Source organism: Rhodanobacter sp. G2-10 (assembly GCF_055809185.1).
In genome coordinates this window covers 1,882,222-1,903,698 of record NZ_CM147900.1, presented here as the reverse complement: position 1 = coordinate 1,903,698, position 21,477 = coordinate 1,882,222, and the positions used below count along the sequence as shown (strand labels likewise).

Sequence of the window (21,477 nt, the reverse complement as noted above, 5' to 3'; positions counted from 1 at the left end):
GGGTTCAGCTCGCTACCGCGCAACGGTTGCGGCCATCGCGTTTGGCCTGGTAGAGGGCCTTGTCGGCGCGCGAAAGCCACTGTTCTATGGATTCGCCGGGGCGCAATGCGGCCAGGCCGATGCTCACGGTGACGCGGATCGGGCGATCGTTGTGGGTCACGGCATTGCCGGCCATCGCCACGCAGATCCGGTCGCCGATCTCTTGCGCCTGCGACACGCTGGTGTCCGGCAGGCACAACACGAACTCCTCGCCGCCGTAGCGTCCGAGCAAGTCGCCCTGGCGGCAATGCCGCTTGATGATCTCGATGGCACTCAGGATCACGCTGTCGCCAGCCTGGTGCCCGTGGGTGTCGTTGATCAGCTTGAAGCGGTCCAGGTCGAACAGGGCGATGCAGATGGAGCGCCCTTGCGCCTGCTCGCGCTCCGCCCGGGCAAGCTCCAGGAAGCGGCGGCGGTTGTAGATGCCGGTAAGGCCGTCGGTACTGGCGAGCTCGTCGAGGCGCTGGTTGGCGGCACGCAACTCGCGGGTGTGCTCGTTGATCTGCTGCTGCAGTTGGGTCGCCTGTCGGCGCAGGTACAAGGTGCGCAGGTGTACAAGCAGGGCAATCAGGCCAACCAGCAGCGCGATCGCCGCCAGTTTGCTGAACCAGGTTTCGTACCAGCGTGGTGCGACCTCGACTCGCATATGGGTCTCGATCGTGGCTGGATGCATGCCGTGCGTGGTGGCGCGCAGGTACAAGGTGTAGTCACCATGCCCGAGGCTGGTGTAATTCGCGCTGGGCATGGCACCCTTGGATATCTCGGTCCAGTTGTCCTCCAGACCTGCCATCCGGTAGCTGTAGGTAGTTTCTCCGGGGGATCGATAATCGAGCAGGGCGAAATCGATGCGCAGACTGCGATTGTGCGGATCCAGCTTGATGATGGCGCCGTCGCGCGGCAGTTTGCCGAACGGCAGCGCGACCTTGCCGACGACGGCCTGGGTAACGGCCAGCGGCGCTTCGGGGGGCGATGCGGCAGTTTCGTCGGGCCGGATCACGGTCAGGCCGCCCAGGCCACCGAACATCAACGCACCACCCGGTGCCCGGGCGGCGGCGTCGGCATAGTGGTAACTGCGGATATGCAGGCCGTCGCGCGGTCCCAGGTTGTGCACCGCGTGGGTGCGCGCATCGACCACTGAAATGCCGTTGGACGTGGTGGCCCAGATGCGGTCGTGGTTGTCGCTCAGCGCGCTGTTGACCTTGTCGCTGGTCAGGCCTTCGGCCATGCCGATGGCAGAGAAATGCCATGGGGCCTTCTCTGGACTCACCGCCAACCCGCCGGAACTGCTTACCCAGATTTGTCCCTGCCTGTCCACGGTCACGGCGTTGACCGAGTCGCCGGGCAGGCTGGAGGGGTCGTCTTCGCGCCGGGTCAGATTGTGGAAGCCGCTCCGCTGACGGGTGTTGTCGGCGATGCTTATGCCACGTGTGGTGCTGTACCACCACTGGTCCCCGACGCGAACAATCTGCCGCACGGTGTCACTGGCCAGGCTGGTCGGATCGTTCGGGTCGTGCTTGATGTGGTCGAGTGCATGGGTGCGCGTGTCGTAGCGATACAGTCCGTCGTAAGTGCCGATGAGCAGGCGCGCGCCGTCGCGCGCCAGGCTGAGCACCGGCACGTTCTCCAGCGCCGGCAGGACCGACGCGTGGACGGTAAGGGTGGTGGGGTCGATCAGTGCCAACCCCTGGGTGCCGACCCAGATCGAACCATCTGCGCCCTCGACGAAAGACTGGACGTCGCGATGGGTCTGGCTGCCATCCAGTTGCAGATGATTCATCCGGCCCGACTTGAGGTCAATCATGTCGATGCGGCCGGCGCCCAGCCCGATCCAGATCAGACCGCGGCTGTCGACGTAGATGCCGCGTACGCTGGTATCGCGCAAGGTGTTCTGTTGCAGGGGTGACGGCAGCACCGCAAAGGCCGTGCGCGCTTCCGGATAGGTGCGTGCCAGGCCGAGGTCGGTGGCTACCCAGACGTTGCCCGAACGGTCGTGCAGCAGCGCGCGCACGGCGTCGCCCGGCAGCGATGATTCAATGGCCGGGTCGTGCTCGATGCGGTGCGGTGAGGTGTCGCCCGGCGTATAGGCAAGCACGCCACTGCCATCTGTCGCAATCCACATCGTTTCCGGTGCTGCCTGCACGAAGGCGCGCACCGTGGCGTGCTGCGCTCCCTGGGGATAGCCGCTGAATTCGGGGATGACATGCCAGTGGCCGTCGCGGTCGCGATACGCGGCGCCGGCCTGACCGCTGCCGGCCCACAGTCGGCCGGCACTGTCTTCGGCAATGGCCCAGATCTGGTTTTCCAGCACGGTGGCTACCGTGCCGCCGGCGTAATCCGGACGTACGAAATCCTTGCTGCCGACGCGACGCACGAACAGGCCGTTGTCGTTGCCCAGCCAGAGATTGCCGGCCCGATCCTGCATTACGCTGAAATCGCGAGCTGCCGTCTTGCTGCCGGTGTCCACGTGGCGTATCGCGTTCGAGCGCAGGTCGATATGGTCCAAACCCTGCTCGGTGGCGATCCAGGCACCTCCGGCATGATCGTCGGCCAGCGCGAATATCTTGCGGTCCGAGGTTCCGCCCTGGCCCGTGGGGTAGCTGTGGAATCTGTTGGTTGCCGGGTCGAACCGAAGCAGGCCACCCGCATTGGTGCCGACCAGCAGGCCGCCATCGGGCAGGGCCAGCAGGCAACGCACGTAGGCATCGGGCAGGCTCTTGCCGTTCTCGCCGCGCATGTCGAACATCTGGGTGCGGTAACCGTCGAAGCGGCCCAGTCCGACCATCGTGCCGACCCAGATCAGGCCACTCCGGTCTTGCGCCAGTGCGGTGCCGATCGAAGGCGGCAGCCCTTCGGCGGTGGAAACCTTGTCGAACCAGGGCGCCTCGAACGGCGCCCAGGGATCCGCGCTGGCAGCGCAGCTGGCACCCGTCCGGAAAACCAGCAGCAGCAGTCCGAACAGACCCAGCCACGGTCGGCGCGCCAGCGAGATCACACAAACCACCGACAATGGCAGTCCGCCATGCAGCGCCGACTGGCACTTCCAGTTCCCTTGGTGCAATGACTAGTCCTGCGCACGATCACTTGCAGCTCGCCCCCCGGCGTGCCCTGTAGAGCAAATCCACATCTCAGGCAAGCCCATGATAGCGGGAATTTGCGAGGTTTCGGCATGCCGTATCATGCCCGCATGTCCCGTACCGTCACCTCGCCCGGTCCTGGTTTGTTTGCCGAGCCAGACGCCCTCAAACCGCTGGCCGAGCGCATGCGCCCGCGCAGCATCGACGAGATCGTCGGTCAACAGCGCCTGGTCGGGCCGGATCGGGCCCTGCGCCGCGCGCTGGAAGCCGGCAAGATCCACTCGATGGTGCTGTGGGGTCCGCCGGGCTGCGGCAAGACCACGCTGGCGTTGCTGGTGGCGCGTCATGCCGAGGCGGAATTCCGCGCGATCTCCGCGGTATTGTCCGGCCTGCCGGACGTGCGCAAGGCCTTGGCCGAGGCCGAGCTCAACTTTGCCCAGGGCCGCCGCACCGTATTGTTCGTGGACGAGGTGCACCGCTTCAACAAGACCCAGCAAGACGCGTTCCTGCCGCATATCGAACGCGGCGTGATCATCTTCATCGGCGCCACCACCGAGAACCCCTCGTTCGAGTTGAACTCCGCATTGTTGTCGCGCTGTCGCGTGCACGTGCTGGAGCCGGTCTCGACCGACGACATCATCGCGGCGCTGAAGAGCGCGCTCACCGACAGCGAGCGTGGCCTGGGCGAGTTGCAACTGCAGGTGGATGATGACGCACTGGGCCTGATCGCCCAGGCCGCCGACGGTGACGTGCGCCGCGCGCTGACCTTGCTGGAAATCGCCGCCGAGCTCGCCGACGAGCGCCAGATCGACGAAGCCACCCTGGCCCAGGTGCTGGCCGATCGCACCCGTCGTTTCGACAAGCAGGGCGAGCAGTTCTACGACCAGATCTCGGCGCTGCACAAATCGGTGCGTTCGTCCGACCCCGATGCGGCGGTGTACTGGTTGTGCCGCATGCTCGATGGCGGCGCCGACCCGAAGTATCTGGCGCGGCGCATGACCCGCATGGCGGTGGAAGACGTGGGTCTGGCCGAGCCGCGTGCCTGGCGCATGGCGCTGGACGCCTGGGACACCTACGAGCGGCTGGGCAGCCCCGAGGGCGAGTTGGGCCTGGCCCAGCTTGCCATCTGGCTGGCGATCGCGCCCAAGAGCAACGCGGCCTACATGGCGTACAACAAGGCGCGCGCCGCGATTCGCGAAGGCGGCACGCTGGAAGTGCCGATGCACCTGCGCAACGCGCCAACCAAGTTGATGAAGGGCCTGGGCTACGGCAAGGGTTACCAGTACGACCATGACGCCGAAGGCGGCGTGGCGCTGGATCAGCAATGCCTGCCGGAAGGGCTCGAAGGCACCGTATTTTACGAGCCAGTGGAGCGTGGCCTGGAACTGCAACTGCGTGAAAAGCTGTTCGGCCTGCGCGCGGCCCGGGAGCGAGCGCGGCGCAAATAGGCGCCCCGTGCATGGCGCCCCTGTTGCAGGCATCCTTGCGCTGGCTTCCGCGCCCGACATAGATTCGGTGTCGTCCCACGGTTGAGGAACTGAGTCATGCGCATACTGGTGGCGGGTCTCATCGGCGGCATCGTGATGTTTCTGTGGGGTGTGGCCGCGCACACGGTGCTGGGCCTGGGCGAGGTAGGTACGCGACTGCCGACCAACGAAAACGTGGCCCTGAGCGGCTTGCAGCAGGGGTTGGGCGATCGCGCCGGCATCTACCTGCTGCCCTCGCTCGACCCCAAGCAGATGCATGATCCTGCCGTGGTCCGGGCCTATTCGATCAAGGCCGTGCGCTCACCGTATGCCTGGGTGGTGTATCAACCACAAGGCACCGACCTGATGCAGATGGGGCCGCAGATCGGACGGCAATGGGCCTCGGACACGCTGGCGGCGCTGGCGCTGGCCTTCGTGATGGGGTTGGCCGCGCTCGGATTCCGGCGACGCCTGGCAATCGTGGCCGCCGCAGCAGTATTTGCCTGGCTAAGCACGCTGTTGCCGTACTGGAACTGGTATCGCTTTCCGCTGGATTTCACCCTGGCCGCGCTGGGCGAGCAGTTGATCGGCTGGTTGCTGGCCGGGGCCGCGATGGCCTGGTGGCTTGGTCGCGAAAGGCGCCAACCGGCAGGCTGACGTCCTTGCTCGTGCCGTGTTGGCCAGCTGCCGCGTTGCGGCAAGCGGCATCCGGCGGCGATAATTCGCGGTTCAAGCCTTTATCTGGACTCGCTCATGCTCGATCCCGCCCTGTTGCGTTCGCACCTCGCCGATACGGCCGCACGCCTCCAGCAGACCCGCGGCTACGCGCTCGACGTGGCCGCGGTCGAGGCGTTGGAGCATTCGCGCAAGCAATTGGCGATGCAGACGCAGGAACTGCAGAACCTGCGCAACACCCGCTCCAAGGCGATCGGGCAGGCCAAGGGCAGGGGTGAGGACGTGGCGCCACTGCTTGCCGAAGTCGCCGGCCTCGGTGATCAGCTCAAGGCCAACGAGCAGGCGCTGGCCGAAGTGCAGGCCAAGCTGGCCGACATCGCCCTGGGCATCCCGAATATCCCGCACGAATCCGTGCCGGTGGGCAAGGACGAAACCGACAACCTCGAAGTCAGCCGTTGGGGCACGCCGCGCGAGTTTGCCTTCGGCGTGAAGGATCATGTGGAACTGGGTGAGCGCCACGGCTGGCTCGACGGCGACGCCGGGGCCAAGCTCTCCGGTGCGCGCTTCACCGTGCTGCGCGGGCAACTGGCACGCCTGCACCGGGCGCTGGGCCAGTTCATGCTCGACCTGCACACCGGCGAGCACGGCTACCTCGAATGCAACGTGCCGGTCATCGTCAACGCCGACAGCATGCAGGGCACCGGTCAGCTGCCGAAGTTCGAGGACGACCTGTTCGCCACCGAGATCGGTGAGACGAAGCGCTACATGATTCCCACCGCCGAAGTGTCGTTGACCAACCTTGTGCGCGACACCATCCAGGAAGCCGATGCGCTACCGTTGCGCCTGGCCGCACACACGCTGTGCTTCCGCGCCGAAGCCGGCAGCTACGGCCGTGACACCCGCGGCATGATCCGCCAGCACCAGTTCGAGAAAGTCGAGATGGTGCATGTCGCCCGCGCCGACCAGTCGCACGCGCAGCTGGAGGAGATGGTCGGCCACGCGGAAGCCGTGCTGAAAAAGCTGGGGCTGCCGTACCGCAAGATGCTGTTGTGCTCCGGCGACATGGGCTTTACCGCGGTCAAGACCTACGATCTCGAAGTGTGGCTGCCCAGCCAGCAGACCTACCGCGAAATTTCCAGCTGCTCCAACTGCGAAGACTTCCAGGCCCGCCGCCTGCAGGCGCGCGTGCGCAACCCCGACACCGGCAAGCCCGAACTGGTGCACACCTTGAACGGCTCCGGCCTCGCCATCGGACGCACCCTGATCGCGGTGATGGAGAACTACCAGAACGAGGACGGCTCGATCGACATCCCCGAGGCCCTGCGCCCATACATGGCCGGGCTGGACCGCATCGCATGAACGCCGCGCCGTCGGCGCCCGGCGCATGGAACAAGGTAGAGCGCGTCACCAGCATCACCCTGATCAGCTGCCTGCTGGCCTTCATCGCAAGCCGGCTGGCCTTCGCCGTCTGGTGGCCGATGCACCCTGTCGACTTCATCTTATCGTCCGTCGCCGTGGCGCTGCTCATCGTCAGCTACTGGTTCGGCGCTCAACGCCGCAACTGGCGCATCGCCGTCATCGTCTTCGCCAGTGCCAGTCAGCTGGTGCCGATGGTAGTTCGCGAACCCGTACTGCTGTTGCCACTCCTCGGCGCACTGATTCCCTTGGCCATCCTGTTCGGCTGTCTGCTGGCGCTGTCGAAGAAAGGCGCCTCCGTGTAGGAGCGCACCCTGTGCGCGATGCCTCTTCTTGGGGAATCGGGAATGGGGAATGGGGAATCGGAAAAGCATTGCGCACGGGGTGCGCTCCTGCAATGCGCGGCATCCGGTGTTATCGGTAGCCACGCTTCGCAGCGTTCCTGATAGCATTACGGCCCCCGCCGTCTGGACGTTCAGGCAGGAAGTCGGAGAGGACAGCGGCAATGCCGCTGGCCCCGAAGGGTCGAAGGGCAGGATGCCCGTAGCAAAACTGCCGTAGTGGCGCGCAGGGCGCGCCTAGCAGCAGCGACAAAGTTTCATGGAGAGATGGCCGAGTGGTTTAAGGCAGCAGTCTTGAAAACTGCCGTAGGTGCAAGCCTACCGTGGGTTCGAATCCCACTCTCTCCGCCAGAAACGCAAAACGCCCCCGCGTGGGGCGTTTTGCGTTTCCGGTGGTGACGACGGGGATGAGAACCCACCGACTAGCGTCCGTCGTCAACTTGCGCAACAGCGTCAGTTTCACCTACCCAACGTCCATGACGACGCGAAGCGCGAAAAGGCCTCAGCGACGAATAACACCTGCCTAAACCCGTCATCCCCGCGAACGCGGGGATCCAGCGCCTCTGACAGCCTGCAGTCACTGGATTCCTGCTTTCGCAGGAATGACGGAATTTGGGGGTTCGCGCCTTGGACAAGTGTTGTTCGTCTCAGCGACCAAGGCTTCGCGCACCCACACTCAGGCGGCGCGCGAACGCCCGGATTTCTGACTACTTCGCCGCCGCAGACTCAGAGTCATTGGTTGCCACCTCATCCTTCGTCCACAACTTCGCCTCCACCTTCCTACCCAGCATCTGCTGCCTTACCAACGGAATCGGCGGGCCGCCATAGCTGAGGAACTGGTCGTTGAAGGCTTTCAGCGCGTGCGGACCTGGATGCGTGGCGATCCAGTCTTGGCGCAGCTGCATGATCATCAACTTGCCCATGGTGTAGTTGAGGTAGGCCGGGTCGTAGGTGCCGCGGGCGGCTTGCTGGCGGGCGTTGCCGGGATCCTGGAAGGCCTTGTCGCGGAACATCTGTTCGGATTGGGCGATGGTCATGCCGCCGGTGTGCAGGCCGATGGCGGAGATGAAGCGCACATCGCGCAGCAGGGCGTTGGTGAGCTGGCCGATGTGGACTTCCGGGGTGGCGCCATCGACGCCGGCGTCGAACATCATTTCCTCGACGTAGTGCGCCCAGCCTTCGGCGTAGGCATAGCCGACGAACAGCTGGCCGAATTTCCAGTGGGCACGATTGGCGTGCAGGAACTGCAGGAAGTGGCCGGGCCATACTTCATGCGCCGACACGAACAGCAGGGCGGCCTTGCCGGGGATGTAGGCCAGCTGGTCGGCTTTGCTCCACTTCGGGTTCGGTGGCGCGATGTAGTAAACCGACGGCAGGTTCTTCTCGTACGGGCCGGGGATTTCGATGTACGCAAAGTTCCAGCGGTTGAAGGGTGGTGCTTCCTCGACCTTGGCCTGTTCGGTGCCGGGAATGCTGACCAGATCCTTGTCGATGATGAACTGGCGCAGGCTTGCAAGCTGCTTGCGCGCGCCTTCCACGGCGCCGCCGACCGGTTTGTCGGCGCTTTCCTTGGCTACGCACGCCTTCAGCGTCTTGCCGGGGGAAAACTGGTCACAGGCTTTCTTGAGCGCATCAAGGTTGCGCTGCAAGTCGGATTCACCGATCGCCTTGAGCTTGTCCAGCGGCATATCAACCAGCTCGGTGGCGTGCAGCATTTCCGAGAACTTTTTCGCGCCGAGCGCAAAATCCTGGGTGGCATGCGGTTTTTGTGCCTTCAGCCAGTCAGCCAGGTCTTGTGACGCCTTGATGGCCGCTGCGTTGCTGGCCCTGAAGCGCGCCTGCAACGCGTCGTCCTTGACGCTGGCGAATATGCCGGGGACGTCCTTCTTGAAGAAGCTGGCGTAGCCGCCGAACGAATTGACGCCGAGGTCGATGTACGACTCGGGTAGCGGCAACTTGAGGTTGGCCTTGATCTGGGCCAGCGCCTTGGGCAGGGCCTCCTGGTAGCTGACGAAGGCGGCCATGCGCTGCGCCAGCGGCGCGTAAGGCCGGGTGAGGTACATGCTGGGCGACAGGTCGCCGGTATAGAAGGAGGGGTTCTTGTAGGGCGCGCCGGAATCCTCCAGCCAGAACAGCTGACCGTCGATCACCGCCAGTACGTAGTCGCGGTGAAAGCGGCCCTGGGCATCGAGTTGGGAGTCGGTGAATGCAGCGAACGTGTTGCGCTGGGCATGCAACCAGTCGGCCGTGGCCTTCAGGCCCGCCGGGCTGTAATCGGGCAGCTTGCCGTCGAATTCGTGCTTGCCGGCATTGGCGGCGAACACCGGGTTGTGCTGGAACGCACCGTCGATGAAGTTGTCCACCGCGGTAGCCAGCGCCGCGTCTTGATTGGCATCGGCTATCGGACTGGCCGAGGCGGCGGGTGAAGGCGCCGAGGTGGCGGCAGCGGGTGTGGAGTCCGACGGGCTTTTCGAACACCCGGCCAGCACTGCGGAGGCGATGACGGCGGACAGGATGACAACGCGGTATGAACGCATGATCGATTTTCCCCAGGACGGAAACCCGAGCCTAACTCAAAACCGCGTTGCCTCGTTCATCTGCTTTGCTACGGCCCAGGCTCCGGCAGGTTCCGGACCCGGCCGGCAATGCGCGAGTCGGATAAGCGTCGCGCTCCTGCCATGTGCCGGCCCATAGGTGTCTTGATGCCCTGCAGTTCAGGCCGCTTCGGCGGCGCGTGACTCGTTGCGCTCGCGCCAATGCGGAACCCGCTGCCAGGCGGGGTCCGGCGGATCGCCCGCCATCACCCGGGTCACTTCGCGTCGCCCGAGGTGCGGGGCGAACAGGTGGATGAAGGCGAGCATGTATTCGCGCAGCACGCAGTCCCGGCGCACCACCACCCAGGTCGTGCACGGCGCAAACAACTGGTCGGCGGGCAGGGTCTGCAGGTCGGCATCGCCGTCGAGCATGGCCATCTCGGCCAGGATGCCCACACCCAGGCCCGCGCGCACGTAGGTCTTGATCAGGTCGGCATCGCCGGCGGTCATCGCAATCTGCGGAGTCAGATCGGCAGCGGCGAAGGCGCGGCGCAGGGATGATTCGGGCCTCAGCGACGAGTCGTAGCTGATCAGGGGCAGTTGGGCCAGCTCGGCCAGCGTCGGTGCCGTGCGGCGCCGAGCCAGTGCATGGTCGGATAGCGTGACGATCACTCGTTGCCAGTGATAGGCCGGAAACGCCACGCCGGAAGAGGGTGCGACGCCCGCGCTGCTGATGATGGCCATGTCGACCTGTCCGGCCTCCAGCCGAGCCAGTACGTCGGCATCACGGGTCGGCTCCAGGTGCACGCTGACCTCGGGGTAGCTCGTCGCGAGTGCGGCGATCGCGGTGGGCAGGGCAAAACGCGCCTGGGTGTGGGTAGTGGCGATGCGCAGCTCCCCACAGGCTTCGTTGCGCAGGTTTGCGGCGATCGACCGGATATTGGCGGCTTCGGCCAGGATGATCCGCGCCCGCTCGATCACCTGCTCGCCAGCGTGGGTGATCGCGTCAAGGCTTTTGCCCTTGCGCAGGAACAGCTGGAAGCCCAGTTCGTCTTCAAGCTGCCTGAGTTGCTTGCTCAGGCCAGGCTGGGTGGCATACACGCGCTCGGCGGCCAGGGTGATGTTGAGGCCCGAGTCGGCGATGGCGATGAGATAGCGCAGTTGGGCAAGCGTCATGGTGGGCGGTCCGTAGGCGTTCGTGGTCGATGCGTGGATATGCGGAGGAGTCGCGCATACATCGCGGAACATTCGCTTGCCGGGTTTGGCGAACGCTTGCCGGGTGGACCTGACGTGATGGCTCGTTGAGGCGGATTGATTTCATATATGGACGTCTATACGTCTATTTGCTTGTTATGTCAAACGTTTTCCTGCTAATGCCGTCTCGGCATATGGGTCGTGCGGTAAATCATTTGCCGTCGCGCGGGCTGGTTCGTAGCGTAGCCGAACGTCCATCGACCCCACATCCAGGTTCGCCGCATGAAGCTTTACCCGATCTTTGCCTCGCTGTCGCAGCGCGCCGTGCTGGTGGTTGGCGGCGGCGCCGTGGCAGAGCGCAAGGTTGCCGCCTTGCTGGATGCGCAGGCGCAGGTGACGGTGAACGCGCGCACGTTGACAAGGCAGCTGCAGCAATGGGTGCAGCAGGGACGAATTGCACATCGTCCCGATCCGTTCCGTGAGAGCTGGCTGGAGCGGGTGTGGCTGGTGGTGGCGGCGACTTCCGATCGGGACATGAATGCACTGGTCGCCACCCTGGCCGGATTGCGACGGATCTTCGTCAACGTGGTCGACGATGCGGAACTGTCGAGCTTCCACGTGCCGGCGGTGATCGATCGTTCACCATTGACCATAGCCATTTCTAGCGGTGGCGATGCACCGATGCTGGCGCGGTTGGTGCGCGAGCGGTTGGAGAGCTTGCTTGATCAATCGCTCGGCACCCTGGCCACGCTGATGGCCAGGTTGCGCCAGCGCGTCCGGGCGCGCCTGCCCGAGATGGCGGCCCGACGAAGTTTCTACGAAAGCCTGCTGACGGGACCGGTCGCGGCCCTGCTTCGCAGCGGGCGGCCCGATGAGGCATCGGCAGCGGCGGAGCAGGCCTTGTCGAGCGCCGGAATTCCGGCTGCCGGCTCGGTGGTGCTGGTTGGCGCGGGCCCGGGCGATCCGGGGCTGCTGACGCTGCGCGGACTGCGCGCGCTGAACGAGGCCGACGTGATCCTGCACGACCGGCTGGTCGGTGCCGGCGTGCTTGCGCTGGCGCGACGCGATGCCGAGCGGATCGAAGTCGGCAAGCAGGCGGGCAACCACCATACGACCCAGGACCGCATCCATGCCCTGTTGCTGGAGCATGCGCAAGCGGGCAGGCGGGTGGTGCGGCTCAAGGGCGGCGATCCATTCGTGTTTGGTCGCGGTGGTGAGGAGCTGGAATTTCTCCGCGCCCATGGCATTCCTTACGAGGTGGTGCCCGGCATCACGGCGGCGCTGGCTTGCGCCGCCTATGCGGGCGTGCCGCTGACACATCGTGATCACGCACAGTCGGTGCGCTTCGTCACGGCACATTGCCAGGCGTCCCGCGACACTCTGGACTGGGCCGCTCTGGCGCAGGAGCGGCAGACCCTGGCGGTCTACATGGGTGTGGGCGAGCTTGGCACGCTTCAATCGCGCCTGATCGAACACGGGCGCGCCGCATCCACGCCGTTTGCCTTGATCGAGAACGGCTCGCACACCAGCCAGCGCGTGGTCAGCGGAACCCTCGCCAACCTTGCCGAACGCGCGAAGGCGCACGCCGTGCGTTCGCCGGCCCTGTTGATTCTGGGTGAGGTGGCCGCGCTGGCGCCTCCACTGGCCTGGTTTGGCGCCGCGCCGCTTGGCGCCACCGTGCACGAGCTGCCGACCGATATTCCGGTCGAATCGACGACTCCGGGAGTAGCTGCACGCGATGGATTGCTTGAAGCCATCCATCGCGTGGCCTGTTGAATCTTCCCTGCTGGGCGCATGATTTGCGACGTTCGTGCGCCCGTTGATCTCTCCCGGCCTCATTCTTTCCAAGGAGTCACCCATGATCCACGACAGCATTCTCGACACGATTGGCAACACGCCGATCGTGAAACTCCATCGCCTGGCACCGAAGCACGTGACGATTTACGTGAAGGTGGAGGCGTTCAATCCGGCCGGCTCGGTCAAGGATCGACTCGCCCTGGCGATCATCCTGGACGCCGAGCAGCGCGGTGTGCTGAAGCCCGGCCAGACCGTGGTCGAAGCGACCTCGGGCAATACCGGTGTGGCGCTGGCGGCCGTGTGCGCCGCGCGCGGCTACCCGTTCGTGGCGGTGATGGCCGAGTCGTTCTCCATCGAACGACGCAAGTTGATCCGCGCCTACGGCGGCAAGGTCGTGCTGACTCCGGCCGCGGGCCGTGGCACCGCAATGGTGGTGAAGGCGGCCGAGCTGGCGAAGAAGCACGGCTGGTTCCTCGCCGACCAGTTCGAGAACGAGGCCAACCCCGCCTACCACCGCAACACCACGGCGCCGGAGATCCTGAGCGACTTTGCCGGGCGCCGGCTGGACTACTTCGTGAGCGGTTGGGGTACCGGCGGTACGCTGACCGGCGTGGGCGAAGTGCTGAAGGTGGCGCGCCCGGAAGTGAAGGTCGTCGCCAGCGAGCCCGTGGTGGCGGCATTGCTCTCCGGCCAGGAATGGCAGTCGCACAAGATCCAGGGTTGGACTCCCGACTTCGTACCGGGCGTACTCAACCGCGACATCGTCCAGCGGATCGTGCTGATCGATGACGTTGTGGCCCGCGACACCTCGCGTGCGCTGGCACAGAAGGAGGGCATCTTCGTGGGCATTTCCGCCGGCGCCACGCTGGCGGCTGCGCTGGAAGTGGCCAAAGATGCACCCGAAGGCTCGGTGCTGCTCGCGATGTTGCCCGATACCGGCGAGCGTTACCTGTCGACGTTCCTGTTCGAAGGTGTGAACGAGGGATCCGACGAGGTCGAGTGAGTGCGGTTGGGTCTGATGCGGAAGAGACGGCGGGCGGAGCCCGCCCTACGGCGCGGCGATTGCAGGGCGGGCTCTGCCTGCCGGCTGTTGCCGCGTCGAGGTTTGAGCGGGCCTGCGCTTGGCTGGCTTGTATTTGTCGGAGCCGCCCCATTGGGTGATCAGCTTCTGCCCGACATTGGCCAGCGCATGTATCGCTGGCAGCAACTCGCGGCCAAGCGCCGTCAACGCGTATTCCGCCGAGGGCGGCGAGGTGTCGAGCAACTGCCGAGTCACCAGGCCACGAGCTTCCAGTTCGCGCAGCCGCGTGCTCAATACGCGCGCAGAAATGCGCGGAATGTCGTGGCGCAACTCACCGAAGCGGCGCGGCTCGGCGCTGAGATACCAGATCACATTGGGTGCCCACGCTCCGCGCAGCAGCGCCAGGCTCTCGGTCAGAGGGCAGGCGGGCGGCGGCGTGGCAACCTTGCTCTTGCGTACTTTCAGACTCATGTGCGAGTTCCTCCGAGCTGCTGCAGTAACCATGAGGTAACCACATTTTGCACTATCTGAAGGTTAGATAGTATCCATGAGTAACCATGCGCGACTATGATGCGTGGAGTGCGCGGTGCGGTTGATCCATGGCCCGCACGGTGAATCACCCCATTCCCCTGGAGGAAGCTCATGAAGCTGTATTACATGCCCGGTGCCTGTTCGCTCTCACCCCACATCGTGGCGCTGGAGGCAGGCATTGCGCTGGAACTGGTCAAGGTCGACGGCAAGACCAAACGCACCGCGAGCGGTGAGGACTACCTGCAGATCAATCCGAAGGGCTACGTGCCCGCCCTGCAACTGGACAGCGGTGAACTGCTGACCGAGGGCCCGGCCATCGTGCAGTACCTGGCCGACCAGAAGCCCGAGAGCAAGCTGGCCCCTGCCAATGGCAGCCTGCCGCGTTACCACTTGCAGGAATTCCTCGGCTACATCAATTCCGAGTTGCACAAGTCCTACAGCCCGCTGTTCAACCCGGCGACTTCCGACCAGGCGCGCGAGGAGCGCAAAACCTATTTGCGCAAACGGTATGCGCTGCTGGATGCGGTGCTGGCAAAGCAGGACTGGCTGGTTGGCGACCATTTCACCGGTGCCGACGCCTACCTGTTCACCATCACCAACTGGGCCCCGAAAGTGGGCTTGGACCTGTCGGAGTTCAAGGCGTTGGCGGCGTTTCAGCAGCGCGTGGCCGCCCGACCCAAGGTGCAGGCCGCGATGCACGCAGAGAGTCTGACCGCAAAGTCGGCGTAAGCATTGGTCAGGTGATCCATGTCGTCGACATGGGTGGCATGCCGGTGGCTTCCTGTCATGCAAAGGGCGCGCTGCAATGCGGCGCGCCCTTTCCTGGCTTGGACGACGCCCTGATCGTCAGATGTCTCTTGCCAGTTGTTCGGCCAGGCCGATGTAGCTTCCCGGCGTGAGCTCGAGCAGACGCTGCTTCGCTTCGGCGGGAAGCTCGAGCCCGTCGATGAATCCGCGCATCGAATCGCGCGTGATGCCGTGGCCGCGGGTCAGGGCCTTGAGCTGCTCGTAGGGCTGCGGCAGACCATGACGACGCATCACGGTTTGCACGGCTTCGGCGAGCACTTCCCAGCTTGCATCGAGGTCCGCACCGATGCGTTCGGCGTTGACGTTGAGTTTGCCCAGGCCCTTCTTCAGGGATTCCAGGGCAACCACGCCGTGCCCGAACGCGGTGCCCAGTGCGCGCAACACGGTGGAATCGGTGAGGTCGCGCTGCCAGCGGCTGATCGGCAGTTTCTCGGCGAAATGCCCCAGCAATGCGTTGGCCAGCCCGAAGTTGCCTTCGGCGTTCTCGAAATCGATCGGGTTGACCTTGTGCGGCATGGTCGAGGAGCCCACCTCGCCGGCCTTCAAGGTCTGCTTGAAATAGCCGAGCGAGATATAACCCCAGATGTCGCGGGCCAGGTCGATCAGGATGATGTTGGCGCGGCGCACGGCGTCGCAGAATTCGGCGATGTTGTCGTGCGGTTCGATCTGCGTGGTGTACGCGTTGTAGTCCAGGCCGAGGCTTTCCACGAAGCGTTGCGAAAATGCGCGCCAGTCCACTTCCGGGTAGGTGATGAGGTGGGCGTTGTAGTTGCCCACCGCGCCGTTTATCTTGCCGGAGACCTCGACCGCCACCAGTTGTTTGCGCTGACGCTCCAGGCGCGCCACCACGTTGGCGATTTCCTTGCCCAGCGTCGTCGGCGAGGCGGTCTGACCATGGGTGCGCGATAGCAACGGCAGGGCAGCATTGGCATGGGCAAGTTCACGCAGGCTGGCAATCACCGCATCAAGTTGCGGCAGCAGCACGTGACTGCGCGCGTCGCGCAGCATCAAGGCGTAGGACAGGTTGTTGATGTCCTCGCTGGTGCAGGCGAAGTGCACGAACTCCTTGGCCTGGGCCAGTCCGGCGTCGGCGCCGATCTTCTCCTTGATGAAGTATTCCACCGCCTTGACGTCGTGGTTGGTGGTGGCCTCGATCGCCTTGATCCGCTCGCCGTCGGCCTCTCTGAAGTTCTCCGCGATGGCTTTCAAGGTGGCGACCTGACCGGCATCGAACGCGGGAAGTTCGGCAATCGCGGGTTCGGCAGCCAGCGCCAACAGCCATTCGATTTCCACCTGCACGCGACGATGCATCAGTCCGAACTCGCTGAAAATAGGACGCAGCGATGCGACCTTGCTGGCGTAGCGGCCATCCAGTGGCGACAGGGCGGTAAGGGCGTGCGAGGACATCGGCAAGTTCCGGCGAGGCGAAACCGCCATTTTACATGGTGCGGGCGCGTCCGGCCCGGGATGGGTTGTGGCCCATGGAAAGGCTGCGTGACCGCCCTGAATTGTAGGAGCGCACCCTGTGCGCGAGGCTTTCCGTCACGTAACGAAGAGCGTCGCGCACAGGGTGCGCTCCTACAGTCGGGGTCAGCGAACTATAGTGGGGCATTCTCCAAACGCAGGAACCTGGACATGAGCAACTTCCGCATCGAACACGACAGCATGGGCGAACTGCAGGTGCCCGCCGATGCGTTGTACGGCGCGCAGACGCAACGCGCGATCGACAATTTTCCGATCTCCGGCCTGCATGTGCCGCGCCAGTTCATTCGTGCGCTGGGCCTGATCAAGGCGGCGGCGGCTGACGTCAATTTTTCGATGGGCCATCTGAAGAAGCGGCAGGCCACGACGATCCGCAAGGCCGCACTGGCCGTGGCCGAGGGCGAATATGACGCGCAGTTCCCGATCGACATTTTCCAGACCGGTTCGGGGACCAGCACCAACATGAATGCGAACGAGGTGATCGCGCACCTTGCCGTGGCCGCGGGTGCCAAGGTGCACCCGAATGACCACGTGAACTACGGCCAGAGTTCGAACGACGTGATCCCCACCGCGATCCACGTCAGCGCCACGCTGGCCACCGGCGAGAATCTGCTGCCGGCGCTGAAGCATCTGAAGAAGGCGATCGACAAGCGCGCACGCGAGCTGAAGAACACGCCCAAGACTGGCCGCACGCACTTGATGGACGCGATGCCGATCACCTTCGGGCAGGAGCTCTCCGGCTGGGCCGCCCAGATCGCTGCGGCGATCGAGCGCATCGAGGACGCGTTGAAGCGGATGCGCCGGCTGCCGCAGGGCGGCACCGCGGTGGGCACCGGCATCAATGCCGATCCGAAGTTCGGCCCCGCGATGGCAGTGCAGCTGCAGAAGCTGACCGGGGTGAAATTCGAGTCGGCACAAAACTATTTCGAGGGCATGGCGGCGCAGGACGCGGCGGTGGAGTTGTCCGGCGCACTGAAGACGCTGGCGGTGGCCTTGATGAAGATCGCCAACGATCTGCGCTGGATGAATTCCGGTCCGCTCGCCGGCCTGGGCGAGATCGCGCTGCCCGCGCTGCAGCCCGGTTCGTCGATCATGCCGGGCAAGGTCAACCCGGTGATTCCCGAGGCGGTGGCGATGGTGGCGGCGCAGGTGATCGGCAATGACGCGTCGATCACCGTCGCCGGTCAATCCGGCAACTTCCAGCTCAACGTGATGCTGCCGCTGATTGCCTACAACCTGCTGCAGTCGATCGAGATCCTCGGCAACGTCAGCGTGCTGCTGGCAGACAAGGCGATTGCCGGTTTCACCGTCAACAAGGCACGGGTGGCCGAGGCACTGGCGATGAACCCGATCCTGGTCACCGCGCTGAATCCGGTGATCGGTTACGAGAAGGGGGCCGCCACTGCCAAGCAGGCCTACAAGGAACAGCGGCCGATCATGGATGTGGCGCTGGAGACCACCGGACTGTCGAGGAACGAGCTGAAGAAACTGCTCGACCCGATGACCTTGACCCGTGGCGGAATTCACGGCGAATAGCCAGCCTGCAACAATACACGCAAGCGCAGGAGGCCCGTTGCTGGGCGATATTTTTCAAGCACCGCCCAGCAGCGTTCTCCAGTGACGCAGGTTCGTTACGGCCCATTGCAATGCGCGTCCGGATCGCCACTGATGATGCGGGCATAGGGCTTGAAGGCGGGCAGTTGGGTGGCCAGCTCATCCTGTGCCTGCTTGATCTGCGCGATATCCAGGCAGATCTTGTTGGCGGCTGCGTCGACCTGTTTCGCCTTGGCGTCGACATGCTTGTCGATCTGGTTGCTGTCGCCACTCGCGATACTGGCCACCACGCCTTGGACGGCTGCTCCGGCGACGGCCGCGCCGGCCTTGCCGGTGGCGATACCGTGTTCGCGAACGGCAACGGCGGAGGACACGTAGCGCTTGAGTAACGCTTGTTGTTCCGGTGTCGTTGCGACCGCCTTGCCGTCGATACTCAGCTCGCCATCGGCGGAGATCACTGCATCGGGGGCGCCGCTGACGTGCAGCGTGGCGATTCCGTGCTTGACCCGGATGCCGCCATTGGCGATCGAGGTGCTGCCGAAATCACTCATGTTCGAATCATTGCCGCAGCCAGCCAGCAGCAAGGCGGCCAGTAGTGCGAAGAACAAGAGACGAAGTGACATGGATACTCTCCGGTCGAGCGCTGCATTGAAGGTCTTGCCGGGCGCCGATGAAGGCGCGAAGACTTGGCGGGCAAATGAAGACGGATGGGCCAGCGACGGCCCATCCGTTGCGTCACTCAGCTGTCGTCGCGCCAGCGGCGGAACCAGATGGCGCCGGCAAGCAGGGCGGCGCCAACCAGCACCCCGATCCACAGGTCGGTCGAGCCCAGCAGCTGGTAGGTTGAGCCCAGATCCAGCACATTCAGGCCGTTGATGCTGGAGATGTCGTGCGGTGTGCCGCCGAACAGGCTGCCGGTGCCGGGGAACACGCTGAACAAGCTGCGCTGCACGACGTTGCCCCAGAACCAGCTGGTGGGCAGGTTGAACAGCCCCATGATGCCGAACCAGCTGATCAGCAGGCCGGTAGCGACCGGCAAAGCCACCGCCCACAGGAACGGCTTGCTGCGAGCCCAGGCTGAGCAGAGCAGCAGCCAACCGACCGACGGCAGCGCCCACAACACGTACAAGGGAATGTAGCCGATCAGGTTGAACATCACCTTGAACGGGTGCGCCAGCACCAGCAGTTGCCACACGTTGATGCCATGGAAGGACAGCGTCATCGCCAGGATCAGCAATTGCAGCATGCCGACGACGATACCCACGATGACGGCAATGATCGGGGCGAGCACGGTGGCACTGACCACCTTGGACAGAACCGTGCTGGCGTCAGAAATCGGCAGCGACTTCCAGAACAGTATGCTGCGATCGCGGCGGTCGTCGTACAAGGCGCCGAGACAGTAGAAGAACACCACGAAGCCGAGAACCACGATCAGCAAGCCCATCGCCGAATACATCGCGACATCCAGCGCGAGGCCGACCTTGCTCATGTCACCGGCATCCATCTGGCCGATGAGTTGTTTCAATCCGCCACTGGCACCGATGCTGATGCCGTGGGTGACACCAAGTACCTCGGCGGTGATGATGCCCATGATGTTCAGCAGCAGAAAGATGCCGCCGGTAATGACCGGGGCCCAGAAAAAGCCGCCCCGGTGCTCCCAGAACTCGCGCTTCACCAGCCAGTAGAAGGTTTTCATGCGTAGGTTCCCTTCATGGTGGCGACGAACAGGTCGCTGATGGATGGCCGGCGGGTTTCACCCATCGCCTCCAGTTGCGCGCGTCCGACGCCGTCAAACAGAAAAATGCTCTTGCCGAAGACCTTGCGCTCGTCCAGCGGTTTCAGTGCGCGGGCGGCGTCGGCCTGGTCGGCGTTCACCATCACCTCGATGAAGCGTTCGCCGACGGCATCCATGTCCGCGTCCAGCACGATCTTGCCGTCGCGGATGAACATCAGGTCGGTGAGGATGTGCTCGACTTCCTCGACCTGGTGCGTGGTGACGATGATCGTCTTGTTCTCGTCGAAGTAATCTTCCAGCAGGTTCTGGTAGAACTGCTTGCGGTAGAGGATGTCCAGGCCCAGCGTGGGTTCGTCCAGGATCAGCAGCCTGGCGTCGATCGCCATCACCAGCGCGAGGTGCAGCTGCACGATCATGCCTTTGGACATCTGCCGCACGCGCTGATTCGGCTGCAGCTTGGTACGCGCCAGAAAGGCCTCGCACTTGCTGCGGTCGAATCGCGGATGCACGCTGGCAACGAAGTCGACCACCTCGTGAACGCGGATCCAGCGCGGCAGTACCGCCACGTCGGCGATGAAGCACACCTCGCCCATCAGCTTGTCGCGCTGCTTGCGCGGATCAAAGCCCAGCACGTTGAGCTCGCCGGTGAAATCGGTCAGCCCGAGGATGGCTTTCAAGGCGGTGGTCTTGCCGGCGCCGTTGGGGCCGATCAGTCCCACGATGCGGCCCGGTTCGATCTGGAAGCTGGCCTGGTCCAGTGCCAACGTCGTTTTGTACCGCTTGGTCAGGCCGTTGGCCGAAATCACCGCGCTCATGACTTGCTCTCCGGGTGGGTGGCGGCTTCGCGCATCAGGGTCTTCAAATCCAGCCCCAGGCGCTGCAGGCGGGCGTACAGCACCGGCCATTCCTCGCGCAGAAAGCGCTCGCGTTCCGATTTCAGCAGCGCAGCATGCGCGCCCTCGATGACAAACATGCCCAGGCCCCTCCTTTTTTCAACCAGTTGTTCATCGACCAGTTCCTGATACGCCTTCGATACGGTCAGCGGGTTGATCTGGTAGTCCGCTGCGACCTGGCGTACCGACGGCAGCGGGTCGCCTTCATTCAAGGCGCCGTCCAGGATCATCGCCACCACACGTTGGTGCAGTTGGCGATAGATCGGGACGCTGTCGTTCCAGGTGATGGTCATGGCTTATTCCTTGGTCATGCGGCCGAACTTCTTGCCAAACGAATAGTAGGGCATCACCAGCTGCGACCCGAGCAGACCGATCGGCTGGAGCGATGCGTCGGCTTGCAGGTCCGAACTGGCCGGCAGGGTCATCAGGCTGGCCGTGTCGGTGTACAGCGCAGCCTCGCGCCGCTGGGCGGCAGTGGGATGAACCACAACCGGTGCCAGGTTGGTGACATGGGTGGCTGGAGCGCTGCTGGCACTGTTGGTCGGCTGCCAGTCATTCACGTTGTAGAGCACAGCACGCAGGCTGGCGAAGGTGAGCAGGACGGCTGCAGCGCCGGCGATCAGTTTGTAAGCTTTCATGGCGAACCTCCTCGGTGATGTCGTTGGGTGGTGTTGTAGTGAACTATAACACCGAGTTTCGGGTCGTCAATAGGAAAAACTGCAATTCGCAACATGACTGATGGCCTATACGGAGCGAGCCAGGCGTTCGGGGCACGACGACGCAAGGCCGCCGAATATCAGGCGTAGCCGGCGTCGGGTGTCTGGCTGCTGCCGTGTGGAGGCGCTGGCGGTGGCTTCTCGCCCACGGATTGCGACCACACGCACACGCAACCCGCGTGGCGGGATGCGTGGCGTCTGC

Annotated in this window: 18 protein-coding genes and 1 tRNA gene; 9 read left to right on the top strand and 10 right to left on the bottom strand. The window is 64.3% G+C overall.

Annotation, left to right across the window (positions count from 1 at the left end; all coding sequences use genetic code 11):
* Positions 1–4 precede the first annotated feature (4 nt).
* Entirely contained in the window at positions 5–3,097 is a 3,093-nt protein-coding gene (locus AC0L58_RS08745; RefSeq protein ID WP_473682521.1) for a diguanylate cyclase, read from the bottom strand.
* 126 nt (positions 3,098–3,223) lie between these two features.
* On the opposite strand from AC0L58_RS08745, the gene AC0L58_RS08740 reads away from it, so the two are divergent.
* The 5 genes from AC0L58_RS08740 (at position 3,224) to AC0L58_RS08720 (ending at position 7,362) form a co-directional block, all read left to right on the top strand.
* Positions 3,224–4,561 (top strand): replication-associated recombination protein A, encoded by a 1,338-nt coding sequence (locus AC0L58_RS08740; RefSeq protein ID WP_473682519.1) that lies wholly within the window; start codon positions 3,224–3,226, stop codon positions 4,559–4,561.
* Between the two features lie 96 nt (positions 4,562–4,657).
* Entirely contained in the window at positions 4,658–5,236 is a 579-nt protein-coding gene (locus tag AC0L58_RS08735; RefSeq protein ID WP_473682517.1) for a hypothetical protein, read from the top strand.
* Positions 5,237–5,332: 96 nt separating this feature from the next.
* Complete coding sequence (serS, locus tag AC0L58_RS08730) at positions 5,333–6,613, top strand: serine--tRNA ligase (RefSeq protein WP_473682515.1); 1,281 nt, start codon at positions 5,333–5,335, stop codon at positions 6,611–6,613.
* Positions 6,610–6,975 (top strand): LrgA, encoded by a 366-nt coding sequence (locus AC0L58_RS08725; protein ID WP_473682513.1) that lies wholly within the window; start codon positions 6,610–6,612, stop codon positions 6,973–6,975. Before serS ends, AC0L58_RS08725 begins: the two co-directional genes overlap by 4 nt.
* Positions 6,976–7,272: 297 nt before the next feature.
* Positions 7,273–7,362, top strand: a tRNA-Ser gene (locus AC0L58_RS08720).
* A gap of 356 nt (positions 7,363–7,718) precedes the next feature.
* Here AC0L58_RS08720 and AC0L58_RS08715 read toward each other — a convergent pair.
* Together AC0L58_RS08715 and AC0L58_RS08710 are read right to left on the bottom strand one after the other, a co-directional pair.
* Positions 7,719–9,548 carry a DUF885 domain-containing protein gene (locus AC0L58_RS08715; protein ID WP_473682511.1) on the bottom strand — a complete coding sequence of 610 codons (1,830 nt, stop codon included), beginning with the start codon at positions 9,546–9,548 and terminating at the stop codon, positions 7,719–7,721.
* A 177-nt stretch (positions 9,549–9,725) separates the two neighbouring features.
* Entirely contained in the window at positions 9,726–10,721 is a 996-nt protein-coding gene (locus tag AC0L58_RS08710; protein WP_473682509.1) for a LysR substrate-binding domain-containing protein, read from the bottom strand.
* Between the two features lie 300 nt (positions 10,722–11,021).
* Here AC0L58_RS08710 and cysG point away from each other — a divergent pair, with 300 nt between their 5' ends.
* Positions 11,022–12,515 carry a siroheme synthase CysG gene (gene cysG, locus AC0L58_RS08705; RefSeq protein ID WP_473682507.1) on the top strand — a complete coding sequence of 498 codons (1,494 nt, stop codon included), beginning with the start codon at positions 11,022–11,024 and terminating at the stop codon, positions 12,513–12,515.
* Between the two features lie 82 nt (positions 12,516–12,597).
* Positions 12,598–13,539 (top strand): cysteine synthase A, encoded by a 942-nt coding sequence (gene cysK, locus AC0L58_RS08700; protein ID WP_473682505.1) that lies wholly within the window; start codon positions 12,598–12,600, stop codon positions 13,537–13,539.
* 45 nt (positions 13,540–13,584) lie between these two features.
* Here cysK and AC0L58_RS08695 read toward each other — a convergent pair whose 3' ends face one another.
* The gene (locus AC0L58_RS08695) at positions 13,585–14,028 is read right to left on the bottom strand and encodes a winged helix-turn-helix transcriptional regulator (RefSeq protein WP_473682503.1); all 444 of its coding nucleotides are present in this window, start codon (positions 14,026–14,028) and stop codon (positions 13,585–13,587) included.
* Positions 14,029–14,199: 171 nt separating this feature from the next.
* On the opposite strand from AC0L58_RS08695, the gene gstA reads away from it, so the two are divergent.
* Positions 14,200–14,817, top strand: coding sequence for a glutathione transferase GstA (gene gstA / locus AC0L58_RS08690; protein WP_473682501.1), 618 nt, complete (start codon positions 14,200–14,202; stop codon positions 14,815–14,817).
* A 117-nt stretch (positions 14,818–14,934) separates the two neighbouring features.
* Here gstA and purB read toward each other — a convergent pair whose 3' ends face one another.
* On the bottom strand, positions 14,935–16,302 hold the full coding sequence (gene purB / locus AC0L58_RS08685) for an adenylosuccinate lyase (protein ID WP_473682499.1): 1,368 nt from the start codon (positions 16,300–16,302) through the stop codon (positions 14,935–14,937).
* 228 nt (positions 16,303–16,530) lie between these two features.
* On the opposite strand from purB, the gene AC0L58_RS08680 reads away from it, so the two are divergent.
* Positions 16,531–17,913 carry a class II fumarate hydratase gene (locus AC0L58_RS08680; protein WP_473682497.1) on the top strand — a complete coding sequence of 461 codons (1,383 nt, stop codon included), beginning with the start codon at positions 16,531–16,533 and terminating at the stop codon, positions 17,911–17,913.
* 95 nt (positions 17,914–18,008) lie between these two features.
* Here the strand turns inward: AC0L58_RS08680 and AC0L58_RS08675 are convergent, their stop codons facing one another.
* The 5 genes from AC0L58_RS08675 to AC0L58_RS08655 form a co-directional block, all read right to left on the bottom strand.
* On the bottom strand, positions 18,009–18,554 hold the full coding sequence (locus AC0L58_RS08675) for a hypothetical protein (RefSeq protein WP_473682495.1): 546 nt from the start codon (positions 18,552–18,554) through the stop codon (positions 18,009–18,011).
* 116 nt (positions 18,555–18,670) lie between these two features.
* Positions 18,671–19,627 carry a hypothetical protein gene (locus AC0L58_RS08670; protein ID WP_473682493.1) on the bottom strand — a complete coding sequence of 319 codons (957 nt, stop codon included), beginning with the start codon at positions 19,625–19,627 and terminating at the stop codon, positions 18,671–18,673.
* Positions 19,624–20,481, bottom strand: a complete 858-nt coding sequence (locus AC0L58_RS08665; RefSeq protein ID WP_473682491.1) for an ABC transporter ATP-binding protein — start codon at positions 20,479–20,481, stop codon at positions 19,624–19,626. The genes AC0L58_RS08670 and AC0L58_RS08665 overlap by 4 nt, the downstream gene beginning before the upstream one ends.
* Positions 20,478–20,852 (bottom strand): GntR family transcriptional regulator, encoded by a 375-nt coding sequence (locus AC0L58_RS08660; protein WP_473682489.1) that lies wholly within the window; start codon positions 20,850–20,852, stop codon positions 20,478–20,480. Before AC0L58_RS08660 ends, AC0L58_RS08665 begins: the two co-directional genes overlap by 4 nt.
* A gap of 3 nt (positions 20,853–20,855) precedes the next feature.
* Positions 20,856–21,197 (bottom strand): hypothetical protein, encoded by a 342-nt coding sequence (locus AC0L58_RS08655; RefSeq protein WP_473682487.1) that lies wholly within the window; start codon positions 21,195–21,197, stop codon positions 20,856–20,858.
* Positions 21,198–21,477 lie beyond the last annotated feature (280 nt).

Bases quoted from the DNA above. Each gene is read 5' to 3' on its own strand.
- AC0L58_RS08740 (WP_473682519.1), top strand. From the start codon at position 3,224: ATGTCCCGTACCGTCACCTCGCCCGGTCCTGGTTTGTTTGCCGAGCCA.
- AC0L58_RS08735 (WP_473682517.1), top strand. From the start codon at position 4,658: ATGCGCATACTGGTGGCGGGTCTCATCGGCGGCATCGTGATGTTTCTG.
- serS (WP_473682515.1), top strand. From the start codon at position 5,333: ATGCTCGATCCCGCCCTGTTGCGTTCGCACCTCGCCGATACGGCCGCA.
- AC0L58_RS08725 (WP_473682513.1), top strand. From the start codon at position 6,610: ATGAACGCCGCGCCGTCGGCGCCCGGCGCATGGAACAAGGTAGAGCGC.
- AC0L58_RS08715 (WP_473682511.1), bottom strand. From the start codon at position 9,548: ATGCGTTCATACCGCGTTGTCATCCTGTCCGCCGTCATCGCCTCCGCA.
- AC0L58_RS08710 (WP_473682509.1), bottom strand. From the start codon at position 10,721: ATGACGCTTGCCCAACTGCGCTATCTCATCGCCATCGCCGACTCGGGC.
- cysG (WP_473682507.1), top strand. From the start codon at position 11,022: ATGAAGCTTTACCCGATCTTTGCCTCGCTGTCGCAGCGCGCCGTGCTG.
- cysK (WP_473682505.1), top strand. From the start codon at position 12,598: ATGATCCACGACAGCATTCTCGACACGATTGGCAACACGCCGATCGTG.
- AC0L58_RS08695 (WP_473682503.1), bottom strand. From the start codon at position 14,028: ATGAGTCTGAAAGTACGCAAGAGCAAGGTTGCCACGCCGCCGCCCGCC.
- gstA (WP_473682501.1), top strand. From the start codon at position 14,200: ATGAAGCTGTATTACATGCCCGGTGCCTGTTCGCTCTCACCCCACATC.
- purB (WP_473682499.1), bottom strand. From the start codon at position 16,302: ATGTCCTCGCACGCCCTTACCGCCCTGTCGCCACTGGATGGCCGCTAC.
- AC0L58_RS08680 (WP_473682497.1), top strand. From the start codon at position 16,531: ATGAGCAACTTCCGCATCGAACACGACAGCATGGGCGAACTGCAGGTG.
- AC0L58_RS08675 (WP_473682495.1), bottom strand. From the start codon at position 18,554: ATGTCACTTCGTCTCTTGTTCTTCGCACTACTGGCCGCCTTGCTGCTG.
- AC0L58_RS08670 (WP_473682493.1), bottom strand. From the start codon at position 19,627: ATGAAAACCTTCTACTGGCTGGTGAAGCGCGAGTTCTGGGAGCACCGG.
- AC0L58_RS08665 (WP_473682491.1), bottom strand. From the start codon at position 20,481: ATGAGCGCGGTGATTTCGGCCAACGGCCTGACCAAGCGGTACAAAACG.
- AC0L58_RS08660 (WP_473682489.1), bottom strand. From the start codon at position 20,852: ATGACCATCACCTGGAACGACAGCGTCCCGATCTATCGCCAACTGCAC.
- AC0L58_RS08655 (WP_473682487.1), bottom strand. From the start codon at position 21,197: ATGAAAGCTTACAAACTGATCGCCGGCGCTGCAGCCGTCCTGCTCACC.